Source organism: Mucilaginibacter gracilis (assembly GCF_003633615.1).
Classification (GTDB): domain Bacteria; phylum Bacteroidota; class Bacteroidia; order Sphingobacteriales; family Sphingobacteriaceae; genus Mucilaginibacter; species Mucilaginibacter gracilis.
In genome coordinates, this window is record NZ_RBKU01000001.1 from 393,522 (window position 1) to 409,982 (window position 16,461).

General features: G+C 42.1%; 17 protein-coding genes. 8 read left to right on the forward strand and 9 right to left on the reverse strand.

Annotated elements, in window-relative coordinates:
- Positions 1-18: 18 nt before the first annotated feature.
- On the reverse strand, positions 19-1,839 hold the full coding sequence (locus BDD43_RS01555; protein WP_121195932.1) for a MutS-related protein: 1,821 nt from the start codon (positions 1,837-1,839) through the stop codon (positions 19-21).
- 73 nt (positions 1,840-1,912) lie between these two features.
- Between BDD43_RS01555 and rlmH the strand changes: the two genes are divergently transcribed.
- From rlmH to BDD43_RS01570, 3 genes are all read left to right on the forward strand, one after another.
- The gene (gene rlmH, locus BDD43_RS01560; RefSeq protein WP_121195933.1) at positions 1,913-2,386 is read left to right on the forward strand and encodes a 23S rRNA (pseudouridine(1915)-N(3))-methyltransferase RlmH; all 474 of its coding nucleotides are present in this window, start codon (positions 1,913-1,915) and stop codon (positions 2,384-2,386) included.
- A gap of 59 nt (positions 2,387-2,445) precedes the next feature.
- On the forward strand, positions 2,446-3,396 hold the full coding sequence (locus BDD43_RS01565) for a cation diffusion facilitator family transporter (protein ID WP_121195934.1): 951 nt from the start codon (positions 2,446-2,448) through the stop codon (positions 3,394-3,396).
- Between the two features lie 62 nt (positions 3,397-3,458).
- The gene (locus BDD43_RS01570; RefSeq protein WP_121201844.1) at positions 3,459-3,773 is read left to right on the forward strand and encodes a four-helix bundle copper-binding protein; all 315 of its coding nucleotides are present in this window, start codon (positions 3,459-3,461) and stop codon (positions 3,771-3,773) included.
- A gap of 90 nt (positions 3,774-3,863) precedes the next feature.
- On the opposite strand, the gene BDD43_RS01575 is transcribed toward BDD43_RS01570, so the two are convergent.
- Together BDD43_RS01575 and BDD43_RS01580 are read right to left on the reverse strand one after the other, a co-directional pair.
- Positions 3,864-4,397: a DUF5606 family protein gene (locus BDD43_RS01575; RefSeq protein ID WP_121195936.1), complete on the reverse strand. Its 534-nt coding sequence runs from the start codon at positions 4,395-4,397 to the stop codon at positions 3,864-3,866.
- Positions 4,398-4,463: 66 nt separating this feature from the next.
- Positions 4,464-4,925, reverse strand: a complete 462-nt coding sequence (locus BDD43_RS01580; protein ID WP_121195937.1) for a peptidylprolyl isomerase — start codon at positions 4,923-4,925, stop codon at positions 4,464-4,466.
- Between the two features lie 155 nt (positions 4,926-5,080).
- On the opposite strand from BDD43_RS01580, the gene BDD43_RS01585 reads away from it, so the two are divergent.
- From BDD43_RS01585 to BDD43_RS01595, 3 genes are all read left to right on the forward strand, one after another.
- Entirely contained in the window at positions 5,081-5,287 is a 207-nt protein-coding gene (locus BDD43_RS01585) for a hypothetical protein (protein WP_121195939.1), read from the forward strand.
- A gap of 3 nt (positions 5,288-5,290) precedes the next feature.
- Positions 5,291-5,548, forward strand: a complete 258-nt coding sequence (locus tag BDD43_RS01590; protein WP_121195940.1) for a type II toxin-antitoxin system RelE family toxin — start codon at positions 5,291-5,293, stop codon at positions 5,546-5,548.
- Positions 5,549-5,634: 86 nt separating this feature from the next.
- Positions 5,635-6,900, forward strand: a complete 1,266-nt coding sequence (locus tag BDD43_RS01595) for an asparagine synthetase B (protein WP_394339621.1) — start codon at positions 5,635-5,637, stop codon at positions 6,898-6,900.
- An 85-nt stretch (positions 6,901-6,985) separates the two neighbouring features.
- On the opposite strand, the gene BDD43_RS01600 is transcribed toward BDD43_RS01595, so the two are convergent.
- The 6 genes from BDD43_RS01600 to BDD43_RS01625 all read right to left on the reverse strand — a co-directional run bounded on the left by BDD43_RS01600 (position 6,986) and on the right by BDD43_RS01625 (position 14,794).
- Positions 6,986-9,070 carry a putative porin gene (locus tag BDD43_RS01600; protein WP_246001402.1) on the reverse strand — a complete coding sequence of 695 codons (2,085 nt, stop codon included), beginning with the start codon at positions 9,068-9,070 and terminating at the stop codon, positions 6,986-6,988.
- Complete coding sequence (locus BDD43_RS01605; RefSeq protein WP_121195942.1) at positions 9,067-9,882, reverse strand: purine-nucleoside phosphorylase; 816 nt, start codon at positions 9,880-9,882, stop codon at positions 9,067-9,069. The genes BDD43_RS01600 and BDD43_RS01605 overlap by 4 nt, the downstream gene beginning before the upstream one ends.
- Complete coding sequence (gene lpxK / locus BDD43_RS01610; RefSeq protein ID WP_121195943.1) at positions 9,845-10,912, reverse strand: tetraacyldisaccharide 4'-kinase; 1,068 nt, start codon at positions 10,910-10,912, stop codon at positions 9,845-9,847. The genes BDD43_RS01605 and lpxK overlap by 38 nt, the downstream gene beginning before the upstream one ends.
- 264 nt (positions 10,913-11,176) lie before the next feature.
- The gene (locus BDD43_RS01615; RefSeq protein ID WP_121195945.1) at positions 11,177-11,962 is read right to left on the reverse strand and encodes a DUF2490 domain-containing protein; all 786 of its coding nucleotides are present in this window, start codon (positions 11,960-11,962) and stop codon (positions 11,177-11,179) included.
- An 85-nt stretch (positions 11,963-12,047) separates the two neighbouring features.
- Complete coding sequence (locus BDD43_RS01620; RefSeq protein ID WP_121195946.1) at positions 12,048-14,258, reverse strand: SulP family inorganic anion transporter; 2,211 nt, start codon at positions 14,256-14,258, stop codon at positions 12,048-12,050.
- A 164-nt stretch (positions 14,259-14,422) separates the two neighbouring features.
- On the reverse strand, positions 14,423-14,794 hold the full coding sequence (locus BDD43_RS01625) for a hypothetical protein (protein ID WP_147425543.1): 372 nt from the start codon (positions 14,792-14,794) through the stop codon (positions 14,423-14,425).
- A 259-nt stretch (positions 14,795-15,053) separates the two neighbouring features.
- Here BDD43_RS01625 and BDD43_RS01630 point away from each other — a divergent pair, with 259 nt between their 5' ends.
- Positions 15,054-15,620, forward strand: coding sequence for an energy transducer TonB (locus BDD43_RS01630; RefSeq protein ID WP_162846954.1), 567 nt, complete (start codon positions 15,054-15,056; stop codon positions 15,618-15,620).
- Positions 15,621-15,651: 31 nt separating this feature from the next.
- Positions 15,652-16,305, forward strand: a complete 654-nt coding sequence (locus BDD43_RS01635) for an energy transducer TonB (RefSeq protein WP_121195951.1) — start codon at positions 15,652-15,654, stop codon at positions 16,303-16,305.
- Positions 16,306-16,461 lie beyond the last annotated feature (156 nt).

Sequence of the window (16,461 nt, forward strand, 5' to 3'; positions counted from 1 at the left end):
AAATCAAACAAGGAAAACTCAATCTTCTGCATCCACATCAATACCTATTTGTTTCAGCAATAGGGATGCGTTGAAGGTTTTGCACTCGCCGTGTTTCATTTTATAATCGAATATCATCTCGCCATTAATTACCTGGATATCGAAGTAAAAATTGCGAATGTAGCGGGGATACTTTTGCTCTAAAAGTGCTATCTGTAAATCGTGCGTGGCAACAAGGCCTACGCCTTTTTTGTGTATCAATTGCTCAATAACCGCCTTAGATCCCTTATACTTATCTACCGAATTGGTGCCGCGCAGCATTTCGTCAATCAAAAAGAATATTTTTTCGGGGCCCTCTACAGCGGCCAACAGCATTTGCAGCCGGTCGAGTTCGGCTTTAAAGGTTGATGTACTCTCGTTAAGCGAATCCTTAATTCGCATGTAACTGATAATGGTAATTACCGAAACCTCCATACGCTGTGCACACACCGGGGCACCGCTTAAAGCCAGTACAGTATTGATACCCAAAGTACGCAAAAAGGTACTTTTACCTGCCATGTTAGAGCCGGTGATAATATCAATGTTTAAGCTATCTTCTAACTCATAATCATTTTCAACCCGCGTTTTGCTGCTGATTAAAGGATGGGCAATACCTTTTGCCGATAGGGTGTAAGCCTCGCCGTCGGCAATTTGAGGGAAACACCATTCCGGGTAATTAATATGCAAACCTGCAACACTTAGTATGGCTTCAAATTCGGCCAAACCGTCAAAAGCACCCTCTATGCTGGCGTGGTTATTACGTTTCCAGTTTTCAATAGCAATTAACTGCCTAACGTTCCAAAGCAAAAACACATTAAATACAGCAGCCAAAATAAAATTGAGCCTAATGTTGAGGTCGTTAATAAGCCTTGAGAGCGCCTTTATATTTGCCGATACCGCGCCATTTTGCTGGTTGGTTATTTTATCGGCTACAGCCTGGTTATGTGCCGAGGTAAAACTTTCGTTCTCTATTACTTTAAATGCTTCGGCATAATTACTTAGTTCTTTGCCAATGCGGCCCGCTAAAATATCGGCCTTATCTACCAAACTATTGTTTGCTGTAGTTATACGCGCGTTTACCAAACCAATTACTACAGCTAAATAAATGGCATCGTGGTAAAAAAACGAAGCCACACAACTTAGTAAAATTACAATTGGCGCTACTTTAATATAGTTTACCAACAACTTTTCGTGCGGAATAACGATGGGTAAATTAAGATAGGCAAATAAACGTTTAAGTTGTTCCTTATCGTGCTTGGTGGCAAATAACAGGGATGCCTGCAAGTTAAGCTTCCAGTCTTTTTTAGCCGCCAATTCTTCAACGGCTTTTTGCCGGCTCAGGATAACCTCTTTTTTTGATGGCGCGTTAAACCACCCCGCCAACATATTGTTGCCCGGCGTAGTTGCACAACGGTTAACTAATTGAAATAAAGACGAAGGACCAAAAATATCCAGATCGGCAGTGTAGTAATGTTTATCGTCGCTGTACTGGTCGCCATTAGCATAAATATTTAGCCGACTCGTAATACTGCTTACCTCGTTCTCGTTAACAATTTTTAAATTTTTAAAAAACAGCAATTGAGCATCGTACCCGTTTTGTTTGGATACTAACCAGCCAAACACTAAAATAAATGCAAATACAGATACCGATAGCATTATATAATCAACCCAAACGGCAGACACTACGGCCAATACAAGCAAAAGTAAAAATGCGCCCAGCCTGGTGAACGAATAGGTATCAACCAGTTTTTTATATTTATTAACCTGCTCTTGCGCTGCTGCAATGCGTTGGTTATAATCGGCAATTATCTGTTGTTCCATAGTGGTAAATATTCAGCAACAAATTAAAGCCAAATTGGGCTGTTATCCTCAAATATTCGTTCTTTTGTTTCAGATGAAGATCACTTTATTAACTGTTGGAAAAACCGAAGACGCTTATTTGAAAGATGGCATTGAAAAATATTTAAAACGGCTAAAGCACTACATCAAATTTGAAGTTATCGACCTGCCCGAGCTTAAAAACACCAAAGCCCTAACACAAGAACAACAAAAGGCTAAAGAAGCTGAATTACTATTTAAAAACATTTCGGCAACTGATTATGTAATGCTGTTAGACGAGGGCGGTTTGCAACATACATCTGTACAGTTTGCCGACTTGCTGAATAAAAAGATGATTGCTTCGGTAAGCAACCTGGTGTTTATTATTGGCGGCCCCTATGGTTTTGACGGTAGCATTTACAAAAGGGCGAATGATAAACTATCGTTATCTAAAATGACGTTTTCGCACCAAATGGTACGCCTTTTTTTTGTGGAGCAGGTTTACCGCGCTTTTACCATTTTAAAAGGCGAACCTTACCATCACCAATAAGCCCGGAGTTTAAACTGTTTTTAATGTTGGTTTAATACGTAAACGCCTATCTTTGCAGCATGTCAGCAGGTCACGATCATAGTCACAGCCACGGAATCGGTCATCATCACCACGATCATGCCCCAAAGATAGATCATATTAATACCGCCTTTGTTTTGGGCATCATACTCAATTCGGCCTTTGTAATTATCGAAGTTGCAATGGGTATTATAAGCGGTTCGCTATCGTTATTAACCGATGCCGGTCATAATTTGAGCGATGTGGCCAGCCTTGCCCTAGCTTTGCTGGCGTTTAAATTAACCAAGGTTGGTTCAAATAAAAAATACACCTATGGTTATAAACGTTCAACCATTATCGTATCGTTAGTAAACGCATCTATACTTATTGCAGGTATAGCCGTAATTGTTTACGAGGCCATTATGCGCTTTATACACCCCGTGCATGATATGGCCGGCGGTACCATTGCCTGGGTTGCCTTTATTGGTATTGGCGTTAATGCTTTTACAGCATACCTATTTACCCGCGGCGGCGGCAAGGATAAAGAGAAGGACCTTAATGTAAAAGGTGCCTACATGCACATGGCGGTTGATGCCATAGTATCGTTAGGGGTAGTTATATCGGGTTTGGTTATTTATTTTACCGGCCTGTACTGGATAGATAGCATTGTTAGTATAATTATTGCCGTAATAATATTAGGCGGCACATGGAGCTTATTGAAAGATAGCTTGCGCCTTGCGCTTGATGGTGTGCCCAAAGAAATGAGCCTGGAGAAAATTAAAAAGGAACTGCTTAAAGTTAAAGGCGTGGTAGATGTACACCACATGCACGTTTGGGCACTAAGCACCACCGAGAATGCTTTAACGGCCCATTTGGTTGTTGAAAAGGACGATATGCCGCAGTTTGACCATATTAAACATGAGCTTCGCCACGCGCTGGAGCACCTGGAAATAAGCCACAGTACTTTTGAACCCGAGTTTAGCAACGAAAAATGCAAGCAGGTTGACTGCTGATTTTTGAAGCAACCGCCAACAATTTAACCCATATGTAGTTGTTATTAAAAACTAACAAGCATATGAGATCTCTTGAAGAATGTATTGAAGCCTGCCTCAATTGCCTTAAAGCATGCGAGATATGCGCCACCAAGTGCATAGAAATGGGCGAAAAAGACCATGCAGACTGTATTAAAGCTTGCCGCGATTGCGCCGATATTTGTAACCTTTGCCTTAAATGGTTAAGCCGCCAATCGGCCTTTGCGGAAGATTTGTGTGAACTGTGTGCCAGGATATGCGAAGCATGTGCCAAAGAATGCGACAAACATGCCGATATGCACGAACACTGCCGCCGTTGCGCCGAAGCTTGCAGGCGTTGCGCTGAAGTTTGTAAATAGAAGCAAGAAGCCAGACTCAAGAACCAAGATGTAAAATGGTTGTGCCACTTTCTTTTCTTGATTCTTGAGTCTGGCTTCTTGATTCTAATTCTATTCTGTTTTCTTCTTTTTAGGAGCTTTTGCAGCCTTTGGTTTTTCGGTGGCAACTACTTCTGGTTCGGCTTCCGCAAGTGGGGCTTCTGCTGTTACAGTTTCTTCAGCAACCGGTGCTTCTACTGCTACAGGTTCTGCTATTGCTGGTTCTTCTTCGTTAAACAAAGGCATATCTTTTAGGATATGGAACCAGCCAACAATTTTTTTCATGTCCGACGAATATACTTTTTCTTCATCGTGGTCCGGAGCAACTTCTCTGAAAAAAGCACGCAGTTTATTACCGTCGGCCTTCGTATCTGGCACATTTGCGGCGGTTTTCATTTTCGCCAAAACATCCTTTAAACGAATGTCTTCGTCGTAGCTAAAAATGGTTATCTCATCTAAAGCAGCCAGTTTAGCAGTTGATAAGTTGGCTACCAATTTTATTTTTTGAGCGTCGAGGCTCTCTAAAATAAAACCGGTTTTATTTTGGGCCAATGCCCTCCATAAACCTGGTTTGCCCGATACTGCAACAATTCCGTGTAAATTCATGTGGTGTGCTTAAAGCAAAGTGCAGGTAGCAAAACGTTATATGTTGTGTTACCTGCGCCCGGCTATTTAATCTTCAATAATTTCGATACTTGTTATTTTGTCGCCCTGGCGAATATCATCAACAATATCAACATTTTCAACAACTTTGCCAAAGCAAGTGTGGTTTCTGTCTAAGTGTGCTGTGTTGGCGCGGCTGTGGCAGATAAAAAACTGCGACCCACCTGTATTACGGCCTGCATGTGCCATTGATAACACACCACGATCATGGTATTGGTTTTCGCCGGTTAATTCGCAATCAATAGTATAACCGGGGCCACCGCTACCTGCACGGTAAGCTGTTGCAGGGTCTTTTGAGAACGGGCAACCGCCTTGTACCATAAAGTTAGGTATTACACGGTGAAATGCAATGCCGTTATAAAAGCCTTCTTTAGCCAGTTTTTTAAAATTGGCTACAGCTTTAGGTGCGTCGTTTTCGTAGAAGTCTACGGTCATGTCGCCCTTTTCAGTTTTAATTATCGCTTTACTCATTTTGTTCTAAATTTCAGAGCGGCAAAGTTAGTAAAAGAAAGCAGAAGGCGGAAAGGCAGAGCGGATAAATAAAACGATGGTAAGCACTTTGGAAAGCATATAATAATTTGGTCTACATTTATAATATAGTTAATTTTACATAAAGGAGTTAACTCATGCTTACGTTGCACCCACAATACATTAAAGATGCTAATGGCGATAAATCATTAGTCGTGATTCCGGTTGATGAATTTGACGCCATTTTGGAAGAATTGGACGACCTGGAAGACATCCGTCTTTATGACGAAGCCAAAAAGAACGATACCGGCGAACGCATCCCTATGGATGAGGTTTTTAGCATGATAGAGGCTAAACGAAAATAAGGTATGCCCTACTACACCTTAAATTTTAGCAGACAAGCCGTAAAAGAATTAGAAAAGATAAACGCACCTTTTTATTCAAATATCAAAGAAGCAATCGTTAGTCTTACCCAAAACCCCCGGCCACAAGGGTATAAAAAGCTAAAAGGACGCGATGGTTATAGAATCAGAGTTGGTAATTATCGTATCATTTACAATATTTTAGATCAGGAACTTATCGTTGATATCATAACGCTGGGGCACAGGAAAGATATTTACGATTGACCTTCCATTTGACATCACCTTTCCTGTATAGCCTTATAGTTCTTCATTTTAACAATACCAATTGCAATTATTCGTTACTTTTGAAAATGAAGCATCGTGTAAAATACTTTTTAGCTTTTGCCTTTTGCCTTGCGGCTTTTATAACCAGGGCATCGTCTATTTTGCTACCTATGGACGAGGCGCAAAAGGATCACCTAAAAGCATACGGGATTGCTTTTTGGACTTTGAAGAATGGCGAGGAGGTTGACTGGCTGCTCAACTACCGTGGCGGCAGTTTTATGATGGCTTATAATGCCGATATTGAAAAGGAATGCAAGATACGTGGCGTTAGCTACGAAATTATACCCGAGGTTAAGGCCAACGCCATTATTACCCAGGTTAGCGACCCATCGGTTAATATGGATGTGGTTAAATTGCTAAAGGCCCCCAAAATGGCAGTTTACTCGCCCAAAAGTAAACTACCCTGGGATGATGCCGTTACCCTGGTTTTAAAATATGCCGAAATACCCTACGATGTTATTTACGATGAAGAGGTGATACATGGCGATTTACCCAAATACGATTGGCTGCATTTACACCACGAAGATTTTACGGGCCAGTACAGCAAATTTTATCAGCTATACCGCTTGTACCCGTGGTATGTTGAGGATGTAAATAACCAGGAGGCTATGGCACACAAACTGGGTTTTAAAAAGGTATCGCAAATGAAGCTGGCTGTGGCACAGCACATCCGCGATTTTTGTGCCGGTGGAGGCTTTTTATTTGCCATGTGCTGCGGCACCGATACTTTTGATATTGCCCTGGCCGCCAGCAATACCGACATTTGCGAACGTATGTTTGACGGCGACGCAGCCGACCCGGATGCACAGAGCAAGCTTGATTTTACACAAACCTTTGCTTTTCAAAATTTTACGTTGGATAATAATTACATGTCGCACTCGTTTAGCAATATTGACGATACACCGGTAAGGATAGTTGAGCGTTCGCGCGATTTTTTTACGCTGTTTGATTTTTCGGCTAAGTGGGATGTGGTGCCCAGCATGCTTACCCAAAACCACGATAAGGTTATTAAAGGCTTTATGGGGCTTACCACCGCTTATCGCGAAAATTTGATTAAACCGGGCGTTACCATTATGGGCGAAACCAAAACGCTTAATGAGGCCCGCTACATACATGGCGAATACGGCAAAGGCCAATGGACGTTTTACGGAGGCCACGACCCCGAAGACTACCAACACAAAGTAGGCGACCCGCCAACCGACCTGAGCCTGCACCCAAATTCGCCAGGCTACAGGCTGATATTAAACAACGTGCTATTCCCCGCAGCTAAGAAAAAGAAACAGAAAACATGACCCCCCGACCCCCTAAAGGGGGAGGAATATTAAGGCGGTTATACTTTGCCAATCAAAAAGCTCCCCCTTTAGGGGGGTTGGGGGGTTAATCATAAAAACTCCATAATACACCAAATTTCAGGATGGCGCTTGGCATGGGGTAGCGGTTTACGGTGTAGTATCCGTTACTAAACAGGCCCTGGTTTGCATAATCATACATCAGGAAAAGGTTGGTGCGCTTGAGTGTTGCTTTTATAAAAGCAGTGGCAACCGGGTACGACGAAAATTTAACTGCCGAGCCGTTATAAAACTCGCCCAGGCCTACCGCGTATGATGGGGCAGCGTATGGCGTATTGTAACGTACATTTAAACCTATACTTGAGTTAAGTACGTTAAAAAACAGTTTATTGTAATATAAACTAGTGTAGATATATAATTCGGGCGTGCGCAGGGTATTTTGGTAATCGGTTTTTTGGTATACCGCAAAGTTATCAAAGTGCCACCTGCCCAGGATAATATTTTTGCTTACGCTTATTTTTAACAAATTAATAGGAGCGCCCAATTGAGTTGGGTAGGCATCAATACCGCCTTGTTCGGCCTCAAAATACAGGTAATTATCAATTAAAAAATACTCGGCCTTTACATCAAACTGTAATTTGTTATTGATGTAATTGAATGACAGGTTGGTGGTTTTAACGTTTTTAAAGTTAGTGATAACCCACCGGTAATGGTTGGTTATCCAATTGGTATAATCAAGCGGTGGCGAGCTGTTTTGGGTGTAAGCACCCAATATAATTTTACCTATTTTATCTCCGGCAGATACGTTTAGCTTGGCTTCGTACAGGTAATCACCAAAATCTCTGCCCTGGGCTATTTGCTGAAAATCGGCATCGAGGCCCATCCTATCGCTAAAGCGGTAACTAATTTTGGCCTTGAGGGTGATGTCCTGAAAAGATTTGGCCTGCTTTTGATCCATTTGAGGCAAACCCGTTTGCGGCTGGTTAGGCGTAGTTAAAGTATCGCGCACGTATTGCGAGTAGCTGTAATAATCGTGCTTAATACCCAAATCGAGCTTGGCCTCGTTTTTTACAAATTTTAATGATTTGCCCCGCAGGTAAAAGCTATACGAAAACTCGTTAGAGATATGCATTAAAGCCAGCGAATCGCGCGAGACGCCTTTATCGTAATAAAAATCGGGAAATACGTGGTAGGTATCTAAATCGTCTTGCAAAAAGCGGTACTTGCGTATGTTGTAAAACAAGGTGTAAGCAATGCGCTGCGTAGGCAACACTTTTGATGTTCCGGCACCGCCCACCGTATCAACCCGGCCCAGGTAATAAAACTGTTTAAGGTATAAGCCATTATCGCTCAGGTTATCGCGCGAGTTATTGAGCCTGATGGGGATACCGGTTGAACTTAGCCCGCCGGTGCCTGTAAACACGGTATCGCTGGTTATCGACCCATTTTCGGGAGATTTAAGGTTATTGAAAAACAGGTTGCCTAAAATATTGTACCGTTTATTTGGCGATTCGTACCAGCTAAAAAATGCAGCATTAAGGTGATCGGGCTTTTGCCGCGCGTATAAACCATCCGACCCATATTTGTTGTAATTTAAACCCACATTCCAGTTGGGTTTAATGTTTTGGGTGTGTACCAATTTAAACATTTGCTCTATTTGCCCACCGCTCACTAAATACAAACTCGTCCACGGTACACGTGCCCGGTAATATTGTATATCCTCGGGGTGCAGCAAATAGGCATCTAAAAAATGCTGGCCAACATCAAACCCAATGGTTTTACTGGGCTCAAAAAGTAAATTGCGTTCGGCAAGGCCAAGGTTACCCAAACCAATTTTGGGGCTGCGCGGCTGGTAAAGCGGGCTATAGTTTTCGTAATTAGTTAAGCCGGTATCTAACGGAAAAACCTGTGTACTATCATTAAGCAACCGCTCGTTGGTTACTTTAATAAATTTAGAATTAAATATAACACTGTCTTTTTTCGAATTCTCTTTTTTTCGAAGCGAATCCAGCATCTGGTCGTCGGTTAACGGCTTTGTAACCGGCACCGTATCGCGCATGTGGTTGGTATTATCAACTGGCAACTTTGTTGACTGCGTAACCTGGGCAAACGCAACCGGGGCCGTTGAGCATAGCAACAGCAATAATAAATATTTAAGCTTTTTTGTTATCAAAGTTGGGCTATCAATTCTTTTAATATCATAGTCAGTTTAGGCTCCGCCTCGGTTGCTACGGCCAGTATCTCTTCTACCGAAACGGGCTTCAAAACTTCGGGGAAACCCTCGTCGGTTAATACCGAAATTGCAAAAACGGGTAAACCCATGTGGTTAGCTACAATTACTTCGGGTACGGTACTCATCCCTACAGCGTCGCCGCCAATTATGCGCAAATACTTATACTCGGCCCTGGTTTCAAGGTTAGGGCCGGTAACCGATACATAAACACCTTTATGGCACGCAATATTATGATGGGCGGCAATTTTTAAACCCTTCTCAATTAAGTGATGCTTGTAAGGCTCGCTCATATCCGGAAAACGTGGCCCCAGATCAGAATTGTTATTGCCTATCAGCGGGTTATCGGGCTGTAAGTTGATATGATCTTCAATTATCATCAAATCGCCCTTTTTAAAATCGGGGTTTAACGAACCACTTGCGTTTGATACAAAAAGTGTTTTGATGCCCAGCATTTTCATCACCCTTACCGGGAAGGTAATTTGCTGCATGCTGTAACCCTCGTAATAGTGCAAACGGCCCTGCATAGCCACCACATTTTTACCCGCCAAACGGCCAAATATTAATTTACCGGAGTGGAACTCGAGCGTTGAGATAGGAAAATCGGGAATGTTAGAATACATCATTTGTTTTTCTATCTCAATCTCTCTAACCAAGCCACCCAGGCCGGTGCCTAATATAATACCAATTTCGGGTTCAAAATTGCCAATGCGGTTTTTAATGTAACTGGCGGTTTGCCTTATATTGTCTAACATAGTTTTGTATAATATTATTAAACCCGGCTTGGTTGTTATTTAAAAACTGAACCTCAATGGGCAACACCCAAAGCGGCAATTGTTTAAAACCTGCAACCAACTCGTGTTCACGTAAACGTTGTATATCCTTTTCTGTTGTAAGTATGAGTTTTTTATCTGCCGGGCAAGCCAAAAACTCATCGGCAAGTTTAGTAATATTTTTTAAGGTAAACTGATGATGATCGGGATAATTGTGATGAATTACCTGTTTTGCCTGCTTTTTAACATGGTTTAACAACGGAGCCGGGTTGGCAATGCCCGTGATGATAAATACAACGGTATCTTTATCAATCTGCGTTGTACCTGCCCTACTGTTAACGGGGTAAAGCGAACTATAATTTATAGCAGTAAAAAATACGCTTTGATTGGCCAATGGTTTGATGCGTTGTACAATAGCTTGTTGTTCGGCATCCGCCAATGTATGGGGGCATTTACTGATGATGATGATATTGGCCCGCTTTATGCCACCGAAGGGTTCGCGAAGGTTGCCTGCGGGCAGCATAAAATGGGGTTCAAATATGCGGCTATAATCAAACAATAAAATGCTCAGGCCAGGTTTAACTGCACGGTGCTGGTAGGCGTCGTCTAAAATAACGAGATCAATATTTGCTTTTAGCTGGTTAATACCGGCAACCCTGCTTTCGCAAACGGCTACTGTTATATCCGGAAATTTTTGTTTGAATTGGGCGGGCTCATCTCCTATTTCTGTAGCCGTACTTGCCTGGGTGGCCTTTAAAAACCCCTGTGTTTTACGGCCATAGCCACGGCTAAGGGTTGCCAGTTTGTGGTTGTTTTTTAGTAACCGAATGAGGTACTCTGTCATGGGGCTTTTACCTGCCCCACCTACATCAAGGTTACCTACCGAAATTACCGGAATATTGAAACTGTGGCTTTTAAATATACCTGCATCATAACACCAGTTACGGGTTAAAATAACCAACCCGTACAGCCATGAAAACGGTAATAAAAACCAGCGCAAATATTTCAACATAATTAAACGGCAAAGATAGACCGTTGATTTTATTGATTGGTATGATTGCGCTGATTTTTGACCGTTGATTTTATTTGATTTGCATGATTACACTGATTTTTGACCGTTGATTTTATTTGATTTGCATGATTACACTGATTTTGATTTGTTACAACATAATCAAATCGCAAACATTGACCGTTGATTTTATTTGATTTGCATGATTGCGCTGATTTTTAATTAGCCCCCTCTAAATCTCCCCCGGTAGGGGAGACTTTAAGTTGGTTAACGCTTTTTATAGAGTTTTAGGCTTGTGGCCCAGGTTATGGAAAGGGTGTGGTTGTTTTCTACAACCTGGCTAAAATCGGGCTGCAGGTTGCGCTGTTGTACGTATTGGTACATATAACCCACTTCTATTTTACCGGTTTTGCCGGTGTTTAGGCCAATACCGGCCCCAAAGCGGTTTTGATCGAACGTGTTGTATTTTACGTTTTTGCCAAAGGCTATTAATACCTCGTCGTAAACGGGGAGGTATAATTTGGTTACTTTACTGGCGTCGGTTGTTAAAGGTATAGCTACGCGCAGCATGTAGCGTAAGCGGTTTTCGTACCGGGTGTTGGTAAAGGTACCTACACTGGCATCGCCAAAAAAGCGTTGTTCTAAACGTAAGCGGTTTGTGATGTCAACATTTCCGGTTTTTTGGGTTAGCTGCACTTGCTGCCAGATGCGGTGTTCGGGAAAGGCTACTTTGGCTATGGGTATTTGGCCGTAAGGGTAGGTTTCTACAAAGCAATATCCCGCAGTAGCGGTAAGGTTACTGTTAATATTGTAAAATATACCCGGCCTTAATAAAAGCTGTTGCCATTGGTTAAAACCGTTGTTACGCCGTATTTGCACTTCGGCATGAATGCCAAAATTATCGTTTAAATAAAGCTGACTATTTAGCGCAACCCAGCCGTTAAAGTTTGAGGTATTATAACGGGTATTTTGCGCAATAAGCTTATTGCCCGATAGTATAGCTATAACAAGCAGCGTTACAAACGCTGCCCTATTTTGTTTTTTAGAAAGCATAATGTTAAAATAAGGCCGGATGCAAAAAGCAGCCGGCCAGTGTTAATTAAGGGGAATTAATTAATAGGTGTGAGAATAAAAGGTATTAAACCAAAACAACCTGCTGATTTCTCTCGGTTTCAGTTTCGCTTATTTGCAGGTCGTGCAGCATGCCGTCGGCCAAATCATAAACCCAACCGTAAATATTGAGCACCTGGCCGTTTTGTAAGGCCTTTTGCACTATGGCAGTTGTTTTTAGCTGATAAATTTGCTCTCTCACATTCAATTCAACCAGGCGGCGGTGTTGCATTTCGGGGTCGGTAATGGCATCCAGTTCTTCTTTATGAATGCGGTAAACATCGCGCACGTGACTCAACCATTGGTCGAGGTTGCCACTTGTGCCACCGGCTACGGCCGCACGGATACCGCCGCAACCGTAATGGCCGCAAATGATAATATGCTGAACCTTTAAAGCTTCGACCGCGTATTGCAAAACCGACATCAGGTTAGGGTCGCTCGGTATAACCTGGTTAGCGATATTACGCTGGCTGAATATTTCGCCCGGCTTGGCACCTGTAATAAGCTCAAGCGGCGCGCGGCTATCCGAACAGCCAACTATTAAATATGGTGGCGATTGGCCGGCGTTTAACTTGGTAAAGTAATTGATATCCAAATGCAGCTTATCGGCTATAAATTTGCGGTTATTTGCAAACAAATCCTGGTAACGCTGATGGTTATGGTCGTGACTGTGAGCTACCAATTCGCCCTTAGCTTCTAAAAACGAGTAGTGATCTTTTAGCCCGGTTATGGTACAAGATATATTATCGGCCACAGCCTTAGTTTTAAAATCCTGCAAAATCTCTAAGCAATCCTGCTCAATGTAGCGTGTTTGGCTGGCATCTATCCAAACGCTGCTCCCTTTTTCAATTTTGCTAAAAAACTCGTTTAAGTGAGCCTTATTTAAAAAGGTTACCTGCTCAGACAAAACAAGCCTTTGTACTTTGCCGTTATCGGTTAGCGTTTCGGTAGAGAAGATCAAATCTTTGGTTGCATTAACTAAAATAAAGATGATGCTTACCGCCATGCCTATTAAAACACCTTTTAGCAAATCAGTCAAAATAATGGCTATAACCGTAATAATAAAGGGTGCAAACTGGTTCCAGCCTGCTTTATACATATCGGTAAAAAGCTTAAGTTTAGTTAGCTTATAGCCTACCATAATTAATATAGCGGCCAAACTTGCAAGGGGTATCATGTTTAATACCTTGGGTATCAGTATTACCGTAACCAGCAACAAAACACCATGAAATATTGCCGAAAACTTTGTTTTTGCACCTGCGCTAACATTGGTAGCACCGCGTACTATTACAGCCGTTAACGGGATGCCACCTATTAAACCCGATATGGTATTACCCAAACCCTGGGCCAATAACTCGCGGTTTAAAGGGGTTGAGCGCTTTTGCGGATCAAGTTTATCAACAGCTTCGATGCTCAACAAGGTTTCTAAACTGGCAACAAAGGCAATGGTTAGTGCAACCGTCCAAACTTCGGGGTTGGATATAGCGCTAAAAGCCGGAAATTTAAGAATAGTGGCAAAATCGCTTATTCCGGATAATACCGGGATTTTTACAAAGCTATTGGTACGTAAATGCATATAATCGGGCAAGGCGCTTAGCCCTGCCGATGCCAGTACACCTAATATAACAACAACAAGCCCGGCAGGGAAAGCTTTTACCTTTTTAAACAATTTGGTATCCCATAACATTAATACTGCCATTGAAAGGGCGAAAATTAAAATTGCACCCATATTTAATTTAGAGAGTACATTATTAATCTCGCTAAAGGTATTGGCCTTATCGGCCTGTAAAAATGCAAAATCGCCTTCGGCGTCGGCATCGTAACCAAACGCGTGTGGTATTTGCTTTAATATCAATATAATACCAATTGCGGCAAGCATGCCCTTAATAACGTTTGAAGGGAAAAACAAACCTACCTTACCGGCCTTAACCAAACCCAAAACAATTTGAATTACGCCTGCAAGCACCACGCTTAACAAAAAGGCTTCGTAGGAGTGCAGGGTTATGATGGCTGCAGCCACTATAGTTGTTAAACCGGCAGCCGGCCCGCTTACCGCTAACTGCGAACCGCTTAAACCGCCTACAATAATACCGCCTACAATGCCAGTTATAATGCCCGATAATAATGGCGCGCCGCTGGCCAGGGCAACACCAAGGCAAAGTGGCAAAGCCACCAAAAAAACCACCAAACCTGCCGACAGGTTAGATTTTAATGTATTTTTAAATGATAAAGTTTCCATTTGAATTGAAAATATAAATAGTTTGAAATGTTGCTTTTAAGCACCCGAAAAGGCGCAGAAAAAGCAATAATTAAATATTTAACCGTATTGAAACACGGCAAAAACCTTCGGCGACAGGATTAGTTGTCGTTTAAAACAAAACGTGAAGATTTTATAAAATTCAATTAAACGAGAGGCGGGCGGAATACTTCGTTTACGTGGGTTCTTTCTTTACCCGAGAGATAGAGGTGAAATAAGGTACGGTTGCTGCTTGCCTGAGATATGAGATCTAAGGAATGATTATACAGCAACATTTTGCATTCTTCTTTAATAGATTTTGCAACTTCCTTTTCACCTTCTTTTTCGGCTTCCTTGTTGTTGTCGCCGTCCTGGTCGTCAATAGCTACATCGGCAAGGATATTTACCTTTTGGGCGCCGGTACATAATGACGTTAGATTGGTGATAATATTATGGGTAACCTTGGGTATGGTTTTAAGATAAGGGAAAGCAGGCTCAACCCTGGCCATCATGAAGACGGCGAGCAGAAAGTAAACCATATGCTTTTTTATACCCATACTGCTGCGAAGATAACCATTGAACTATTATTTTGGAAGTAAAAAGATAGCATTTTCAATATCCTGACATAATTTATACTATAGCTTATGGAATTTATGCGCCGCAATGCATCTTTAATTAAAGCTGTATTTTTATATGGAACAATACCAAAGCATCGGGTTATCATTTAAGTGTGCCAAACTTTTTAATCAGTTGCAGCCCTGTAATGGCGGTTGGCATTGCAACGATTGCAACAAAACAGTGCGAGATTTTAGAGAGATGAGCGAAGCCCAGATACTTGATGTTTTTAACCGATACGGCCAAAATACTTGTGGTATGTATAACGCCGACAGGATTAAAGTACTACCACAAAAAAGTAATTGGCAAAAATGGACCGCGGCAGCTATGATGGTACTTGGCCTCTCGGCTTGCCATAATGAGGTTATGGGTAAGGTTAAATTGTACTCCACCGGGAAGGCTCCATCAAAATTATCGGCCCCGGCAGATACTACTCAACTCAATTGTGTGTTTGGCGGGGCCGGGCTACAACCAACGTTTCCGGGTGGCGAAGTTGCGTTTGCAAAATATATGGCTCAACATGTTAAAAACGCAGGTAATTTTAAAGGCAAAGCATTTGCAATGTTTATTGTTGAAAAAGATGGCTCGCTTACCCATATCGAAATATTAAGAAGTGCGGTACCTGTTTTGGACCAACATATTATAGCTGCTTTAAAACAGATGCCGCGCTGGCAACCGGGAACAGAAAATGGCCGGCCCGTGCGTGTACAATTTACTATGCCAATTAGTTTTACCGGCGATAGTAAATAAGGTTTACTTCTAAAAATCACACACCAACACAATGGAAAGGTTTAAAAACATGCAACTATCGTTTAACTGCCCAAAATCAATCAACAACATGCAGGCTTGTAATAGCGGCTGGCATTGCGGTGCGTGCAATGAAACCGTACACGATTTTAGAGGGTTAACAGAGGCCGAAATATTGGAAGCCTTCAGCAAAAGCCACACCCTGCTTTGCGGATTATATGATGCCAAACGGGTAACCGAAATGCCTAAAAAACTAATGTGGCGAAAATGGTTGTCGGCGGCACTATTCATTGTAGGCATCAGCGCATTTAGCGATCGCGCTTATGCACAAGGGAAGGTAAAAGTTAACAACAAAACTATTAAAAGCGCCAAAAGCGATACTATTAAAGATGTGGTTATGGGTTTTATGGCTGTAACCGTTAAACCGCAGTTTCCGGGTGGCGATGCTGCTTTTAACAGATATGTAAATGAGCATGTTAAATACACCGGTGAACGCGCAGGCCCGGTTTACGTGAGCTTTATAGTAGAAAAAGATGGTACTTTAACAAACATTAAAGTAGTTAAAGGTGGCGAACCGGAGTTAAACCAACAAATAATCGAGATTGTGAAAAACAGCCCGCGCTGGCGCGGCGGTATAGATAGCGGCAGGCCCATGCGGGCAGAAATAACGGTGCCTATTTCGTTTTAATTTATAGGATTAGGTAAATTTGAATTACAATCATTGGTAACGGGTGGCGGCTTGCTTACATGCGGTTGCAGCGCTACAGCTCGCTACTACAATTTTAAAAACCGCGTGATGGTTTCATACTTTGCAATAAAGTTTTTATACAATCAAAACACAAGG

Bases quoted from the DNA above. Each gene is read 5' to 3' on its own strand.
- BDD43_RS01555 (WP_121195932.1), bottom strand. From the start codon at position 1,839: ATGGAACAACAGATAATTGCCGATTATAACCAACGCATTGCAGCAGCG.
- rlmH (WP_121195933.1), top strand. From the start codon at position 1,913: ATGAAGATCACTTTATTAACTGTTGGAAAAACCGAAGACGCTTATTTG.
- BDD43_RS01565 (WP_121195934.1), top strand. From the start codon at position 2,446: ATGTCAGCAGGTCACGATCATAGTCACAGCCACGGAATCGGTCATCAT.
- BDD43_RS01570 (WP_121201844.1), top strand. From the start codon at position 3,459: ATGAGATCTCTTGAAGAATGTATTGAAGCCTGCCTCAATTGCCTTAAA.
- BDD43_RS01575 (WP_121195936.1), bottom strand. From the start codon at position 4,397: ATGAATTTACACGGAATTGTTGCAGTATCGGGCAAACCAGGTTTATGG.
- BDD43_RS01580 (WP_121195937.1), bottom strand. From the start codon at position 4,925: ATGAGTAAAGCGATAATTAAAACTGAAAAGGGCGACATGACCGTAGAC.
- BDD43_RS01585 (WP_121195939.1), top strand. From the start codon at position 5,081: ATGCTTACGTTGCACCCACAATACATTAAAGATGCTAATGGCGATAAA.
- BDD43_RS01590 (WP_121195940.1), top strand. From the start codon at position 5,291: ATGCCCTACTACACCTTAAATTTTAGCAGACAAGCCGTAAAAGAATTA.
- BDD43_RS01595 (WP_394339621.1), top strand. From the start codon at position 5,635: ATGAAGCATCGTGTAAAATACTTTTTAGCTTTTGCCTTTTGCCTTGCG.
- BDD43_RS01605 (WP_121195942.1), bottom strand. From the start codon at position 9,882: ATGTTAGACAATATAAGGCAAACCGCCAGTTACATTAAAAACCGCATT.
- lpxK (WP_121195943.1), bottom strand. From the start codon at position 10,912: ATGTTGAAATATTTGCGCTGGTTTTTATTACCGTTTTCATGGCTGTAC.
- BDD43_RS01615 (WP_121195945.1), bottom strand. From the start codon at position 11,962: ATGCTTTCTAAAAAACAAAATAGGGCAGCGTTTGTAACGCTGCTTGTT.
- BDD43_RS01620 (WP_121195946.1), bottom strand. From the start codon at position 14,258: ATGGAAACTTTATCATTTAAAAATACATTAAAATCTAACCTGTCGGCA.
- BDD43_RS01625 (WP_147425543.1), bottom strand. From the start codon at position 14,794: ATGGTTTACTTTCTGCTCGCCGTCTTCATGATGGCCAGGGTTGAGCCT.
- BDD43_RS01635 (WP_121195951.1), top strand. From the start codon at position 15,652: ATGGAAAGGTTTAAAAACATGCAACTATCGTTTAACTGCCCAAAATCA.